This is a genomic window from Roseateles sp., from assembly GCF_049240545.1.
In the GTDB taxonomy this organism is placed as follows: domain Bacteria; phylum Pseudomonadota; class Gammaproteobacteria; order Burkholderiales; family Burkholderiaceae_C; genus Paucibacter_A.
In genome coordinates this window covers 1-12,925 of sequence record NZ_JBMLSK010000045.1, presented here as the reverse complement: position 1 = coordinate 12,925, position 12,925 = coordinate 1, and the positions used below count along the sequence as shown (strand labels likewise).

12 protein-coding genes are annotated in these 12,925 nt (G+C 61.3%); 11 read left to right on the top strand and 1 reads right to left on the bottom strand.

What is annotated here, in order from left to right:
* Positions 1-376: 376 nt before the first annotated feature.
* Positions 377-925 (bottom strand): NUDIX hydrolase, encoded by a 549-nt coding sequence (locus ACOVRJ_RS02835; RefSeq protein WP_422042388.1) that lies wholly within the window; start codon positions 923-925, stop codon positions 377-379.
* A gap of 52 nt (positions 926-977) precedes the next feature.
* On the opposite strand from ACOVRJ_RS02835, the gene maiA reads away from it, so the two are divergent.
* From maiA to ACOVRJ_RS02780, 11 genes are all read left to right on the top strand, one after another.
* Positions 978-1,610 (top strand): maleylacetoacetate isomerase, encoded by a 633-nt coding sequence (gene maiA, locus ACOVRJ_RS02830; protein ID WP_422042390.1) that lies wholly within the window; start codon positions 978-980, stop codon positions 1,608-1,610.
* Positions 1,600-2,403, top strand: a complete 804-nt coding sequence (pgeF, locus tag ACOVRJ_RS02825) for a peptidoglycan editing factor PgeF (protein ID WP_422042387.1) — start codon at positions 1,600-1,602, stop codon at positions 2,401-2,403. Before maiA ends, pgeF begins: the two co-directional genes overlap by 11 nt.
* A gap of 559 nt (positions 2,404-2,962) precedes the next feature.
* Positions 2,963-4,582 (top strand): class I poly(R)-hydroxyalkanoic acid synthase, encoded by a 1,620-nt coding sequence (phaC, locus tag ACOVRJ_RS02820; protein WP_422042389.1) that lies wholly within the window; start codon positions 2,963-2,965, stop codon positions 4,580-4,582.
* 68 nt (positions 4,583-4,650) lie between these two features.
* The gene (locus tag ACOVRJ_RS02815; protein WP_422042386.1) at positions 4,651-5,829 is read left to right on the top strand and encodes an acetyl-CoA C-acetyltransferase; all 1,179 of its coding nucleotides are present in this window, start codon (positions 4,651-4,653) and stop codon (positions 5,827-5,829) included.
* Between the two features lie 120 nt (positions 5,830-5,949).
* Entirely contained in the window at positions 5,950-6,687 is a 738-nt protein-coding gene (gene phbB / locus ACOVRJ_RS02810) for an acetoacetyl-CoA reductase (protein WP_422042385.1), read from the top strand.
* Positions 6,688-6,908: 221 nt separating this feature from the next.
* A complete protein-coding gene (locus ACOVRJ_RS02805) occupies positions 6,909-7,724 on the top strand; it encodes a TIGR00266 family protein (protein ID WP_422042384.1) in 816 nt (271 codons plus the stop codon).
* A 182-nt stretch (positions 7,725-7,906) separates the two neighbouring features.
* The gene (locus ACOVRJ_RS02800; RefSeq protein ID WP_422042383.1) at positions 7,907-8,947 is read left to right on the top strand and encodes a YncE family protein; all 1,041 of its coding nucleotides are present in this window, start codon (positions 7,907-7,909) and stop codon (positions 8,945-8,947) included.
* Positions 8,947-9,795 (top strand): polysaccharide deacetylase family protein, encoded by an 849-nt coding sequence (locus ACOVRJ_RS02795; protein ID WP_422042382.1) that lies wholly within the window; start codon positions 8,947-8,949, stop codon positions 9,793-9,795. Before ACOVRJ_RS02800 ends, ACOVRJ_RS02795 begins: the two co-directional genes overlap by 1 nt.
* A complete protein-coding gene (locus ACOVRJ_RS02790) occupies positions 9,792-10,757 on the top strand; it encodes a sterol desaturase family protein (protein ID WP_422042381.1) in 966 nt (321 codons plus the stop codon). Before ACOVRJ_RS02795 ends, ACOVRJ_RS02790 begins: the two co-directional genes overlap by 4 nt.
* 91 nt (positions 10,758-10,848) lie before the next feature.
* Positions 10,849-11,745: an EI24 domain-containing protein gene (locus ACOVRJ_RS02785; protein ID WP_422042380.1), complete on the top strand. Its 897-nt coding sequence runs from the start codon at positions 10,849-10,851 to the stop codon at positions 11,743-11,745.
* A 17-nt stretch (positions 11,746-11,762) separates the two neighbouring features.
* Positions 11,763-12,557: a competence/damage-inducible protein A gene (locus tag ACOVRJ_RS02780; RefSeq protein WP_422042379.1), complete on the top strand. Its 795-nt coding sequence runs from the start codon at positions 11,763-11,765 to the stop codon at positions 12,555-12,557.
* The last annotated feature ends 368 nt before the right edge of the window (positions 12,558-12,925 follow it).

The following is a 12,925-nucleotide window of genomic DNA, read 5'->3' as shown; positions in this document are numbered from 1 at the left end:
CATCTCAGCCTCTCCGGGCTGTGGACTTACACCACGCGCCGGGACATCACCTGAATGACCGCTGCACATTCGAGACCCGACATTGGCGCCGCAAATTCTGCTGCGGGTCAGTGACTGCTAAGTGGCTGGCACCTGAGTTCAACTCCCGACCGCCAATGACCGCTCCCGCTGCGGAGATGTCGTTCGCCCTTGGTCTCGAATTTCGGCTTTGGGCAAATTGCCGCCAGCCACTCTGGGTGACCGATTGATCGGGTTTGAGGGCTTGGAGGGCAAGCACCAAATCCAGCGAGCCCACAAAACGGCTCCGACGCAGCGGCCCAGGGCAAACGAGTGGATCAGCTTGGCGTCAACTCGGCGGCCTGCGGCTGAATCGGCTTCAGCCGATATCCGCGCAATGCAGCGCGAAGGGCCGGCCGAGGCGTCGGTCCTCAAAGAAGCGCTGCAAGGTTTCACGCACCGTACGAAACGCCAGTTCGTCCCAGGGAATCTCGTGCTCGTGAAACAGCTTGGCTTCCAAGGTTTCTGGCCCCGGATTGAACTGATCCGACAGCAGCTGCGCGCGGTAGTAGAGATGAATCTGCCCCACCTTGACGACATTCATCAGGCAGTAAAGCGGCTGCAACTCGATCTGCGCGCCGGCTTCCTCGTCGGTTTCTCGCAAAGCCCCCTCGGCCGAGGTTTCGCCTAATTCGAGGAAGCCCGCAGGCAAGGTCCAAAAACCGTAGCGGGGTTCGATGGCGCGCCGGCAGAGCAGGACTTGTTCCCCATACACGGGTAGGGTGCCCACCACATTGATCGGGTTCTCGTAGTGGATGCTGGCGCAGGCGCTGCAGGTGGCGCGCTCGCGGTTGTCGTCCGAAGGCACGCGGTAGTCGACCGCTGCCCCGCAACTCGGGCAATGTTTGAAGCGTCTGGGAATCCACATGGAGCTCAGTTTAGCGGCCCTGTTTGAAACAGTCGTGGCATCATCGCTGCCCATGGAACTCTTCAACTACTTTCGATCCTCGGCCTCCTACCGCGTGCGCATTGCGCTGGCGTTGAAGGGGCTGGACTATGACTATCGCGCGGTGCATCTGGCCAAGAATGAGCAGTTCGATCCTGCCTATGCCAGCGCCTCCATGTCGAAGCTGGTGCCTTTGTTGCGCGACGGTGATGCGCTGATCAGCCAGTCCTTGGCCATCATCGAATACCTGGATGAAACCCATCCCTTGCCGCCGCTCTTGCCCGCTGATGCGCTGGGCCGCTCGCGGGTGCGAGCCCTGGCGCAAGACATCGCTTGTGAGATTCATCCTTTGAATAATCTCCGCGTCCTGCGCTACTTGAGCAAGGAAATGGGCGTTGACGAGGACAACAAGAACCGTTGGTACCGCCACTGGGTCGAAAGCGGCCTTGATGTGGTGGAAATGCGCTTGAAGCAGGGCGCCGGACGCTTCTGCCACGGCGATACGCCGGGATTGGCGGATTGCGTGCTGGTGCCGCAGATCTTCAATGCGAAGCGTTTTGAGTGCCGCCTGGATCATGTGCCTGAAGTGATGCGAGTGTTTGAGAACTGCATGGCTTTGGATGCTTTCGCCAAGACACAGCCAAGTGCCTGCCCCGATGCCGAGTGAGGCCGGCCTCATTCCAGCCGATTGGCCCGAGGATTGGCTGAGGCCGCATTGGGCACCTGATTCAGGCATCGCGGTCAAGGCCTTCATGAGCACCCGCTCGGGCGGGGTCAGCCAAGGTCCATACGCCAGCATGAATGTCGGCATGGCGGTGCGGGATGACCCCGCCGCGGTGGTCGAGAACCGCGCTCGTGTCGAGCGTGCCTTGGGGAGTCGGGCGGTCTTTCTGCAGCAAGTGCATGGCGCCGAGGTGCTGCTCTTGCAAGACCAGCATGTGCAGCCGGGCGCAGCGGTGCCGGTGGCGGATGCCAGCGTCAGCACCACTCCCGGCTTGGCAGTGGCCATTCAGGTGGCGGATTGCTTGCCGGTATTGTTTGCCGCGCCGGGCGGGGTGGCCGGTGCCCACGCCGGATGGCGAGGCCTGAGCCTCGGTGTGCTGGAGAACACGGTCGAAGCCCTGTGCAAAGCGGTGCACTGTCGCCCCAACCAGGTGCAGGCATGGCTGGGCGTTTGCATCGGGCCCCAGGCTTTCGAGGTGGGAGCCGAGGTCTTGGCCGCTTTCGGTCAGACCGCGAGCCCGCAAGACAGCGAGTTCTTCCGTTTCCAGGCCAATGCCCAGGGAGAGCCGCGCTGGCGTGCCGACCTGGCCGGACTGGCGCGCCAGCGTCTGCAAAAGATGGAACTCAATTACATTGGCTCGGCCCAGGGCTGCAGCTATAGCGAGCCTTCACGCTTCTTTTCCTACCGGCGCGACTCGGTCTGCGGACGCATGGTGGCGGCCATCAGTCTGGCTTGAGGGTGCGGGGCCTCCGGGCTCGGCCGGGGAGGCGTTGGATGCGGCCTGCTCTCTGGCCAGTGCCTCTTCTTGCGCTTGCTCCCGGGCTGCTTGGCGCAGTCGTGCGGCCTTGCGGCTGGACCCCCCTAGGATGTACATGACAATGGAAATCGGCAGGATACCGTAAAGAAACAAAGTTACGATGGCACCCAAGACAGAGCCTTGGGTGCTGGTTGCTTCGGCCAGCGCCATCATCACTGCCACGTAGCCCCAGGCGATTGCAACCAGATACATAAGATGTCATCAGTGGGTAAGACAGCCAGATTACAACATGGCCTGTGCCGAAAGGCTGGCCAGGGCAGGGTAGGGCAAGGTCGGATGGGTTTGGGGGTCAGCGATGGCTCGAACTTATCCGAGCTCGTCCGATAGTTTGAGGAGATCTATGACCCGCAATGCAAAGACCCCAGCCAAGGGCTCCGAGGGAACGACCCGAGCCAAAAGCGCCCGCTCAGGGGTTAAGGCTGAACAGACAGCGGCCGACGCGGCAGATACAGGCGCTGGCGCCAATGGCTTTGGCGAGATGTGGAAGTCCATGACCGGCGTGCAGATTCCGATCAATGCCCTGGCGGACTTGCAAACCCAGTACCTCAAGCAGGCCAGCGAGCTTTGGAATGCTTCATTGCAGGGCAATGCTGGCGCCGCGCCGCAGCCTTTGAAGGATCGGCGCTTTGCAAGTCCGGCCTGGAGCAGCAATCCGGCCAGCGCTTTCATGGCGCAGCTGTACCTGCTGAATGCCCGCACCCTGCAAGAGATGGCCGACAAGGTCGAGGCCGAAGACAAGACCCGAGCGCGCATCAAGTTTGCGGTGCAGCAGTTTGTTGATGCAGCCGCGCCGAGCAATTTTCTGGCCTTGAATCCCGAGGCCCAGGCCTTGGCCCTGCAAAGCAAGGGCGAGAGCATCTCTAAAGGCATGCAGCAGCTCTGGGACGATCTGCAACGCGGTCATGTCTCGCAAACCGATGAGAGCGCCTTTGAGGTCGGCCGTAATGTGGCCACCACCGCCGGTGATGTGGTGTTCGAGAACGACTTTTTCCAGTTGCTCGAATACAAGCCGCTGACCGAGCAGGTGTTTGAGCGGCCGCTGTTGATGGTGCCGCCCTGCATCAACAAGTACTACATCCTCGACTTGCAGCCGGACAACTCCTTGATCCGCTACGCCGTGGCCCAGGGACACCGCGTCTTTGTGCTGAGCTGGCGCAATCCGGATGAGAGTTGCAAGGCCTGGACCTGGGATGATTGCATTGAGCATGCGGCGATCCAGGCGATCTCGGTGGTGCAAGACATCAGCGGCGCCAAAACCATCGACACCTTGGGCTTTTGCATTGGCGGCACGATTTTGTCGACCGCCTTGGGCGTGCTGGCGGCGCGCGGCGAGCAGCCGGCGGCCAGCGTCACGCTGCTGACCACGCTGATTGATTTCACCAGCAACGGCATTCTCGACATCTTCGTCGATGAAGCCTCGGTGCATCAGCGCGAGACCACCATTGGTGCGCAGGCCCCGAACGGCCCCGGGCTGTTGAAGGGTCAGGAACTCGCGACCACCTTCAGCTTCTTGCGCCCGAATGATCTGGTCTGGAACTATGTGGTGGCCAATTACCTGAAGGGCGAGGCGCCGCCCCCGTTCGACCTGCTGTACTGGAACGGCGACTCGACCAATATGAGCGGGCCGATGTACTGCTGGTATCTGCGCCACACTTATTTGCAGAACGAATTGAAGCTTCCGGGCAAGCTGACAGTCTGTGGCGAGAAGCTGGACCTCGGCAAGATCAAGGCGCCGATCTTCATTTACGGTTCGCGCGAGGACCATATCGTGCCCTGGGAGGCGGCTTACCGTTCAACCCAGGTCTTCACCGGCGAGCGCACCTTTGTGATGGGCGCCTCCGGCCATATCGCCGGGGTCATCAACCCGGCCAGCAAGAACAAGCGCAGCCACTGGCTCGCCAGCGATGACGCCTTGCCGGCTGCGCCCGAGCAATGGTTGGCAGCCGCCGAGGAACATGCGGGCAGTTGGTGGCCGGTCTGGGCCGATTGGCTGGCGGCTCATGCCGGCGCGCTGAAGCCCGCGCCCAAGGCGCCCGGCAATCGCAAGTACAAGGCCATCGAGCCGGCACCGGGGCGCTACGTCAAGCAAAAAGCTTGATCGAAGCTCCGATTCATTCGGCCCTTGCTGAAAGGGCCTAACCCTGATTTCTAACGGAGAGTGAAGAGATGAGCGATATCGTGATTGTGGCGGCGGCCCGTACCGCCATTGGCAAGTTCGGTGGCACTTTGGCCAAGACCTCGGCCGTGGATCTGGGCGCAACGGTGGTGCGCGATCTGCTGCGTCGCAGCGGCCTGGATGGCGCGCAGATCAATGAAGTGATCATGGGTCAGGTCTTGACCGCAGGCGCCGGCCAAAATCCAGCGCGCCAGACGGTCATCAAGGCCGGCCTGCCTAACATCGTGCCTGCCATGACCATCAACAAGGTCTGCGGCTCCGGCCTGAAGGCGGTGATGCTGGCCGCGCAAGCGATCCGTGATGGCGACTCCGATATCGTCATCGCCGGTGGCCAAGAAAACATGAGCTTGAGCGCGCATGTGCTGCCGGGCTCGCGCGATGGTCAGCGCATGGGGGACTGGAAGCTGGTCGACACCATGATTGTTGACGGCCTCTGGGACGTCTACAACCAGTACCACATGGGCATCACCGCCGAGAACGTGGCCAAGCAGTACAGCATCAGCCGCGAAGCGCAGGACGTTTTGGCCCTGGCCTCTCAGCAAAAAGCCGCTGCAGCGCAGGAAGCCGGTCGCTTCAAGGATGAAATCGCCGCGGTGACGATTCCGCAGAAGAAGGGCGACGCGATCGTCTTTGATGCGGACGAGTACATCAACCGCAAGAGCAATGCCGAGGCCCTGGCCGGTCTGCGCCCCGCTTTTGACAAGGCCGGCAGCGTGACCGCCGGCAATGCCTCGGGCCTGAACGATGGTGCTGCGGGTCTGCTGCTGATGTCGGCAGCCAAGGCCGCTGCCTTGGGCCTGACCCCGCTGGCGCGCATTGCCTCCTACGCCTCGGCCGGTCTGGACCCGTCCATCATGGGCATGGGCCCGGTGCCTGCCGCCAAGAAGGCGCTGGAGCGCGCCGGTTGGAAGGCGCAAGACCTGGATCTGCTGGAGATCAACGAAGCCTTCGCCGCACAGGCCTGCGCGGTGCACCAGGAAATGGGCTGGGACCTGAGCAAGGTCAATGTCAATGGCGGCGCCATCGCGCTGGGTCATCCGATCGGCGCTTCCGGCGCTCGCATCCTGGTGACCCTGCTGCATGAGATGCAGCGCCGCGATGCCAAGAAGGGCATTGCCTCTTTGTGCATCGGCGGTGGCATGGGCGTGGCCTTGACCGTGGAACGCTGAGTTCTAGAAGCGACAAATACGGCGCAACCTAGGGCCAACCCGCTTGACCCGTTTCGGGGCTTGCGGGAGCCTGAGTGAGCCGATCGGCCTATTTACAGTGGATACAGTGGAGACATCAAGATGAGTCAGAAAGTTGCATACGTTACCGGCGGCATGGGTGGCATCGGAACCGCGATGTGCCAGCGCCTGCACAAAGAAGGCTTCAAGGTCATCGCCGGTTGCGGCCCTAGCCGCGACTACGACAAGTGGTTGTCCGAGCAAGCCGCGTTGGGCTACACCTTCTACGCTTCGGTTGGCAATGTGGGTGACTGGGATTCGACCGTCGCTGCCTTTGACAAAGTCAAGGCAGAGCATGGCAGCATCGATGTGCTGGTCAATAACGCCGGCATCACGCGCGACGGCATGTTCCGCAAGATGAGCAAGGCCGACTGGGATGCGGTGATGAACACCAATCTGGACAGCATGTTCAACGTCACCAAGCAGGTGATCGAGGGCATGCTCGAGAAGGGCTGGGGTCGCATCATCAATATCTCTTCGGTCAACGGCGAGAAGGGCCAATTCGGCCAGACCAATTACTCGGCCGCCAAGGCCGGTATGCATGGCTTCACCATGGCCCTGGCCCAAGAAGTGGCCAGCAAAGGCGTGACGGTGAACACGGTGAGCCCAGGCTATATCGGCACCGATATGGTCAAGGCCATCAAGCCAGAAGTGCTGGAGAAGATCGTCGCCACCATCCCGATCAAGCGCTTGGGTACGCCGGAAGAAATCGCCGCCATCGTGGCTTGGTTGGCTGGCAATGATTCTGGCTTCACCACCGGCGCCGACTTCAGCTGCAACGGCGGCTTGCATATGGGGTGAAGTCGGACCGAGCTCAGTCCTGAGGACTGGGCGACGCCGACTGAACGACGCCTCACGTCCTGCGTGGGGCGGCTGGGTCGGCGAAACCCCGAACGCACTAAAGCGGGACCACTCAAGCGTGGTTCCGCTTTTTTTATTGCCTATTCGACAAGCTCTGCAGGCCTGAGGCCTTCATTGGCTAACATCCGCGCAGTTTCATTTGTCCGCAAGGGAGTTTTCGCATGGCCATGGATGTAGTCGACTACGAGATCAAGGGTGCTGAGATGCAATTCGTCGAGGTCGAGCTCGACCCCGGCGAAGCTGCCATTGGTGAAGGTGGCAGCATGATGTTCATGGATGCCGATATCCAGATGGACACCGTGTTTGGCGATGGTGCTCCGCAGCAGGGCGGCTTTTTCGGCAAGCTGCTCGGTGCTGGCAAACGCTTGGTGACCGGCGAATCCTTGTTCACCACGATCTACACCAACCAGGGGTCGGGCAAGCGCCGCGTGGCTTTTGCAGCACCCTATCCGGGCAAGATCCTGCCGATGGAATTGCGTCAGCTGGGTGGCACGCTGATCTGCCAGAAAGACGCGTTCTTGTGTGCGGCACGCGGTGTCTCGCTGGGCATTGCCTTGCAGCAAAAGCTCTCCACCGGCTTTTTTGGCGGCGAAGGCTTCATCATGCAAAAGCTCGAAGGTGACGGCCTGGCTTTTGTCCACGCTGGCGGCACCGTGGTTCGTCGCACGCTGCAAGCGGGGCAGACCCTGCTGGTGGATACCGGCTGCGTGGTGGCCTACACGCCCAGCGTCAGTTTCGAGATTCAGTATGTGGGCAAGGTCAAGACGGCGCTGTTTGGCGGCGAGGGCCTGTTCTTGGCCAAGCTGACCGGTCCCGGCGAGCTTTGGTTGCAAAGCCTGCCGTTCTCGCGCTTGGCATCGCGCGTCTTCGCGGCCGCACCGCAGCGCGGCGGTAGCCGCGAAGAAGGTTCAGTGCTGGCCGGTGTTGCCGGCGTGGGCCTGTTGGGTGGCTTGTTGAGCGGCGATAGCGAGGACTGATCCGGCGGGACTGGGATTCAAGGCTCGGCCATGAGGCAACTCAAACTCTGGCTGTGCCCATCCCACTACACTTAGAAGGCAGCCTGTGGGGCTGCCTGTTTTTTTGTCGCTCGTTTTCAATCGGCTGTACGGCTTTTCGCTGTTTGACGCCCATTCGCTTCGTCTTGTGCAAGGAACTCTCGATGTCTTTTCAGCCCCGGCCGCGCCCAGTGCGGGCCCTGAGCTTGCGCTTGTGTTTGACCTTGTTGGCCTCAATCACTGCCGCCGTTTTCGCCCAAGCGGCAGCTGCCGCCGAGAAGCCAGCGCGACCCATTTTTGTGCTGAATTCGCTGGATGCCGACATCAGCGTGGTGGACCCGGTGAGCTTCAAGCAGATCAAGCGCATCCCCACCGGCAAGGAACCCCATCACCTCTACCTCACGCCCGATGAGAAGTCCCTGGTGGTGGCCAATGCCATGGGCGATTCGCTGACCTTCATCAACCCAAAGACCGCCGAGGTTCAGCGGGTGCTGCATGGCATCCACGACCCCTATCACCTGCGCTTCTCGCCGGACATGAAGTGGTTCGTCACCGCGGCCAATCGCTTGGACATCGTCAATATCTATCGCTGGGTGCCGAGTGATGCGGACAAGCCGGTGCAGTTGGTCAAGAAGATCCCCGCGCCCAAGACGCCCAGCCATTTGTTCATCGACAGCAAGAGCACGGTGCTCTATGTGAGTCTGCAAGACAGCGACGAGCTGCTGGCGGTGGATTTGCTCACCCAAGCGCCGCGCTGGAAGGTGCCGGTCGGCAAGATGCCGGCGGATATCTTCTTGACCCCTGACGACAAGCACATCTTGGTGGCTCTGACCGGCGACAAACTGGTCGAGGTCTATGACGTCAGCGGCGCAGCGCCTAAGCTGGTCAAGCGCATCCCGACCGGGAATGGCGCGCATTCCTTCCGTGCCTGGGGTGACCGCCGCCACGTGCTGGTCAGCAACCGTGCGGCCAACACCATCAGCAAGATCGACTTGCAGAGCTTCTCGGTCGTGGACCAGTTCCCCGGCCCCAGTGGCCCTGACGATATGGAGGTCTTGGGAGACGGCAAGACGCTGTTGGTGACCTCGCGCTGGGCTGGCAAGCTGACGATGATCGACACCCAGACCAAGAAGGTCGTGAAGCAAGTCAAGGTGGGCAAGTCTCCGCACGGCGTGTGGACCTTGGATCACCAGCCGAGGCAGTGATGAGCCAACGTTGGGCTGCATCTATCCTGGCCCTGGTCTGTGCCCTGGTGCCTGCGTCGGCATCCTTGGCCGCACCGGCCTGCGATAAGCCGGTGTTTCTGACCTTTGACACCGGCCATATGGGCGTGGCGCCGCTGATCGCCGAAACGCTCAAGCGCTTTGACGCACGGGCCACTTTTTTCTTGGCCAATGAGCCCACCAAAGACGGCGGCACGACCTTGGATGAGCAGTGGGCACCCTGGTGGCGGGCGCGCGCTCTTGAGGGGCACGACTTCGGCAGCCACACCTGGGACCATGACATCTGGCTGGCCGATGTGCGGGAGGGCGCCGCCTTCAAGGTGCGTACGGTGGCGGGCATCAACAAGCCGGTCTTCCGTGAGTTGAGTGCCGAGCAGTATTGCGCCAGCCTGAAGCAGGTGGCGAGCCGTTTTACTGAGATGACCGGGCAGACCCTGGGCCCGATCTTCCGTGCGCCGGCCGGCAGGACCTCGCCCGCTTTGGAGCAAGCCGCGCAACGATGCGGTTATGTGCATGTGGGTTGGTCTGCCGCAGGCTTTTTGGGTGATGAGCTGCCCAGCGACCGTTATCCCAATCAACAGCTCTTGTCACGCGCGCTGCAGAACATCAGGCCCGGTGATATCTTGATGGCGCACCTCGGAATCTGGTCGCGGCAAGACGTCTGGGCGCCTGCGGTGCTGGCGCCCTTGATGCAGGGATTGAAGGACAAAGGCATGTGCTTTGCGCCCTTGCGTGAACATCCGCGTTATGCCTTGTTGTTCAAGGTGTCATCCGCCTTGCAGAAACAGCCGGCCGCAGCCTCTTCACCACAGGAATCAAGCGAGAAATGACGGAGTGGTTCAGCGAATGGTTCGAGCAGGCGCAGTTGTTCCTGTTTGAGACCCTGGTCCAGCCGCTGGTGTTTTCTCTGGGCGGCGGCAACCTATTGGAAGATGCTTTTTCCGCCACGGGTTGGCTGCTGGTGGGGCTTTTGCAGATCGCCGTGATGCTGCTGGTGATCGGCACTCTTGAGCGCTGGCGGCCAGTGGAACCGATGCTAGACCGCGCGGCGGTGCGGGTGGATGTGATCTACACCTTGATCCATCGCTTGGGTCTGTTCCGCTTGCTGATGTTCTTCAGCATTGATCCCTTGTGGGACTTGCTTTCGGGACAAGCGCGTCTGGCCGGCGTGCCCAGCTTTCAACTGGATGCCCTCTGGCCGGGTGTGACCGACATTCCCTGGATCAGCTTTTGCCTGTATCTGCTCGCTTTTGATTTCGTCAACTACTGGCTGCATCGTGGCCAGCATGCCTGGAACTGGTGGTGGGCCTTGCATTCCTTGCACCACAGCCAGCGCCAGATGACGATGTGGAGCGACAACCGCAATCATCTGCTCGACGATGTCTTGCGCGACTCCGCCTTCGTGCTGGTGGCGCGTTTGATCGGGGTGGAGCCCGGTCAGTTTGTGGCGCTGCTTGCTCTGTCGCAGTTGATGGAGAGTCTTCAGCATGCCAATGTGCGGATTTGGTTTGGCCCGGTGCTGGAGCGCTTGGTGGTGAGTCCGCGCTTTCACCGCCTGCATCATTCGATCGGCGTCGGACATGAGTCCGCGGGCCGCGGCACCCTGGGGGGACACAACTTTGCGGTGCTGTTCCCCATTTGGGATGTTTTGTTTGGCACCGCTAACTTCGATCTGCGCTGGGATGCGACCGGTGTTCGCGATCAGTTGCCGGAAGAGGGCGGGCGCGACTACGGGCGTGGCTTTTGGGCCCAGCAATGGCTGGGTCTGGGACGCTTGCTGGGTCGGCGCTGAAGCCCTGGATTTCATTGACGCAGTGGATGCAGCGTGTGCCTTGCGGCCTCGCTAAGATCTCGTTTGTCTTAGCGAGCGAGGAGCGCGATCAATGGTCAATTCGATGAGTCGGGTGGGTGACGCTTTTTGGCGTGCTGCCGCTTATTGCCTGCATCCGCGGGTGATCGCCTTGTCGATCTTGCCGCTGCTGCTGGCGGCCGGTCTGGCTTTCGGTCTGGGCTACTTCTTCTGGGAAGCCGCCGTGACCGGCGTGCGCAACACGCTGGACTCCTGGCGGCTGGTGGAAACCTTGCTGGGTTGGCTCGACCATGTGGGCGCCACTGGCTTGCGCAGCGTTTTGGCGCCGCTCTTGGTGCTGGCGCTGGCCCTACCGGTGATTGTGGTGCTCAGCCTTTTGTTGGTGGCCTTGTTGATGACGCCGACCCTGGTCAAGCTGGTGGCCGAACGGCGCTTTATCGGCTTGGAGCTCAAGCATGGCGGCCCATGGTGGAAGGCCCTGGCCTGGTCGGCCGGGCATGCCGTTCTGGCCTTGTTCGCCTTGATGGTCAGCATGCCGTTTTGGTTGATCCCGCCGCTGGTGCTGATTTTGCCGCCGCTGATTTGGGGCTGGTTGGGCTACAAGGTGTTCAGCTTTGATGCGCTGGCCGAGCATGCCTCGGTGGCCGAGCGTCGCCAATTGATGCGCGCGCACCGCCTGCCGCTGCTCTTGCTAGGTTTGGTAACGGGTTACCTCGGCGCCGCGCCCGCTGCGATCTGGGCCTTCGGCGTGATGGCTTTTGCGCTGGCGCCGCTCTTGATCTTGGCCTCGATCTGGCTCTACACCCTGGTCTTTGCCTTCTCCACCTTGTGGTTCACCCACTATTGCTTGGCCGCTTTGCAGGAGATGCGCCAGCAGCGGGCTGCGGCCGTCGCACCGAGCTTGCCCACGGTCGATGAAGTGCTGCAGCCGGCACCGGCGCCCTTGCCGCCATTCCCGCCTTTGCCCTGAGCTTTGAAAGTGTCGACATGAAAATTGGCCTGATCATCATTGGCGACGAAATCTTGTCCGGTAAGCGGCAAGACAAACACTTGAGCGCCTTCATCGAATTGCTGGCCGAGCGGGGCATGAGCCTGGACTGGGCGCAATACCTGGGCGATGACCGTGAGCACATCACCGCACAACTGCGCCAGGCTTTTGCTAGCGGAGACCTGGTGATCAGCTGCGGCGGCATTGGCGCCACGCCGGATGACCACACCCGCCAGGCCGCAGCCGCCGCGCTCGGGCAAGACCTGGCCCTGCACCCGCAAGCCCGCGAGCTGATTTGGCAGCGTATCTGTGACATGGCCGCAGAGAAGGGCGAGACCGCGGATCCGGAAGATCCAAACACTTTGCGCCGGCTGGAGATGGGCGTGTTCCCGCAGCAGGCCGAGATCGTGCCCAACCCCTTCAACAAGATTCCGGGCTTTTCCTTCGGCTCGGTCTACTTTGTGCCCGGTTTCCCTGTCATGGCGCATCCGATGATGGCCTGGGTGTTGGATCACAAGCATGCCGATCTGCACCGGGCGCGTGGCGTGCAGGAAAAGTCACTGATCGTGAAGGGTGCGATGGAAGCCAGCTTGACCCCGCTGATGGAGTCGGTGGAGACCGAGTTTCCCGGCATCAAGGTGTTCAGCCTGCCCAGCGTCGATCACCCGCAATGGGGGCGGCATATTGAGTTGGGCGTCAAAGGCGATGCCGCTCGTCTGGATGCGGCCTACGATGCACTGAAATCGGGCGTGATTCAGTTTGGTGCATCAATCAGCACCGAGATGGTGCGGTAAGCCATCGGACTTTTGCACCAAGACGGGGTTCGCGGGCTGTAATTCTTGATTTTTGGGCTGTTGATCCGTGCTGGAGAGCGCCATAATCCGCCCGCCTGCTTGGATTTCGGCCGCTCAGCGCAGCTTTGGTGCAGTTTTCCGGTTCCGCTTTCGAGGGTGATGCCAAGTTGGCACACAAAGTGCTTGTTCTAGATTGCGGCGCCTAAAGACGCGGCGCGTGCCGAACACATTCGAGTCCCCAAAAGTTTTTCCCCGCTAGGAGTTTTTGATGGCCAAGACCGTCGCAGACGTGATCAAGATGGTGAAAGAGAACGAAGTCAAGTTTGTTGACTTCCGCTTCACCGATACCCGTGGCAAAGAGCAGCACG

Excerpts from the sequence above, each read along its gene's own strand:
- ACOVRJ_RS02795 (WP_422042382.1), top strand. The coding sequence starts at position 8,947 with ATGAGCCAACGTTGGGCTGCATCTATCCTGGCCCTGGTCTGTGCCCTG.
- ACOVRJ_RS02835 (WP_422042388.1), bottom strand. The coding sequence starts at position 925 with ATGTGGATTCCCAGACGCTTCAAACATTGCCCGAGTTGCGGGGCAGCG.
- ACOVRJ_RS02785 (WP_422042380.1), top strand. The coding sequence starts at position 10,849 with ATGGTCAATTCGATGAGTCGGGTGGGTGACGCTTTTTGGCGTGCTGCC.
- maiA (WP_422042390.1), top strand. The coding sequence starts at position 978 with ATGGAACTCTTCAACTACTTTCGATCCTCGGCCTCCTACCGCGTGCGC.
- pgeF (WP_422042387.1), top strand. The coding sequence starts at position 1,600 with ATGCCGAGTGAGGCCGGCCTCATTCCAGCCGATTGGCCCGAGGATTGG.
- ACOVRJ_RS02800 (WP_422042383.1), top strand. The coding sequence starts at position 7,907 with ATGTCTTTTCAGCCCCGGCCGCGCCCAGTGCGGGCCCTGAGCTTGCGC.
- phaC (WP_422042389.1), top strand. The coding sequence starts at position 2,963 with ATGTGGAAGTCCATGACCGGCGTGCAGATTCCGATCAATGCCCTGGCG.
- phbB (WP_422042385.1), top strand. The coding sequence starts at position 5,950 with ATGAGTCAGAAAGTTGCATACGTTACCGGCGGCATGGGTGGCATCGGA.
- ACOVRJ_RS02815 (WP_422042386.1), top strand. The coding sequence starts at position 4,651 with ATGAGCGATATCGTGATTGTGGCGGCGGCCCGTACCGCCATTGGCAAG.
- ACOVRJ_RS02790 (WP_422042381.1), top strand. The coding sequence starts at position 9,792 with ATGACGGAGTGGTTCAGCGAATGGTTCGAGCAGGCGCAGTTGTTCCTG.
- ACOVRJ_RS02805 (WP_422042384.1), top strand. The coding sequence starts at position 6,909 with ATGGCCATGGATGTAGTCGACTACGAGATCAAGGGTGCTGAGATGCAA.
- ACOVRJ_RS02780 (WP_422042379.1), top strand. The coding sequence starts at position 11,763 with ATGAAAATTGGCCTGATCATCATTGGCGACGAAATCTTGTCCGGTAAG.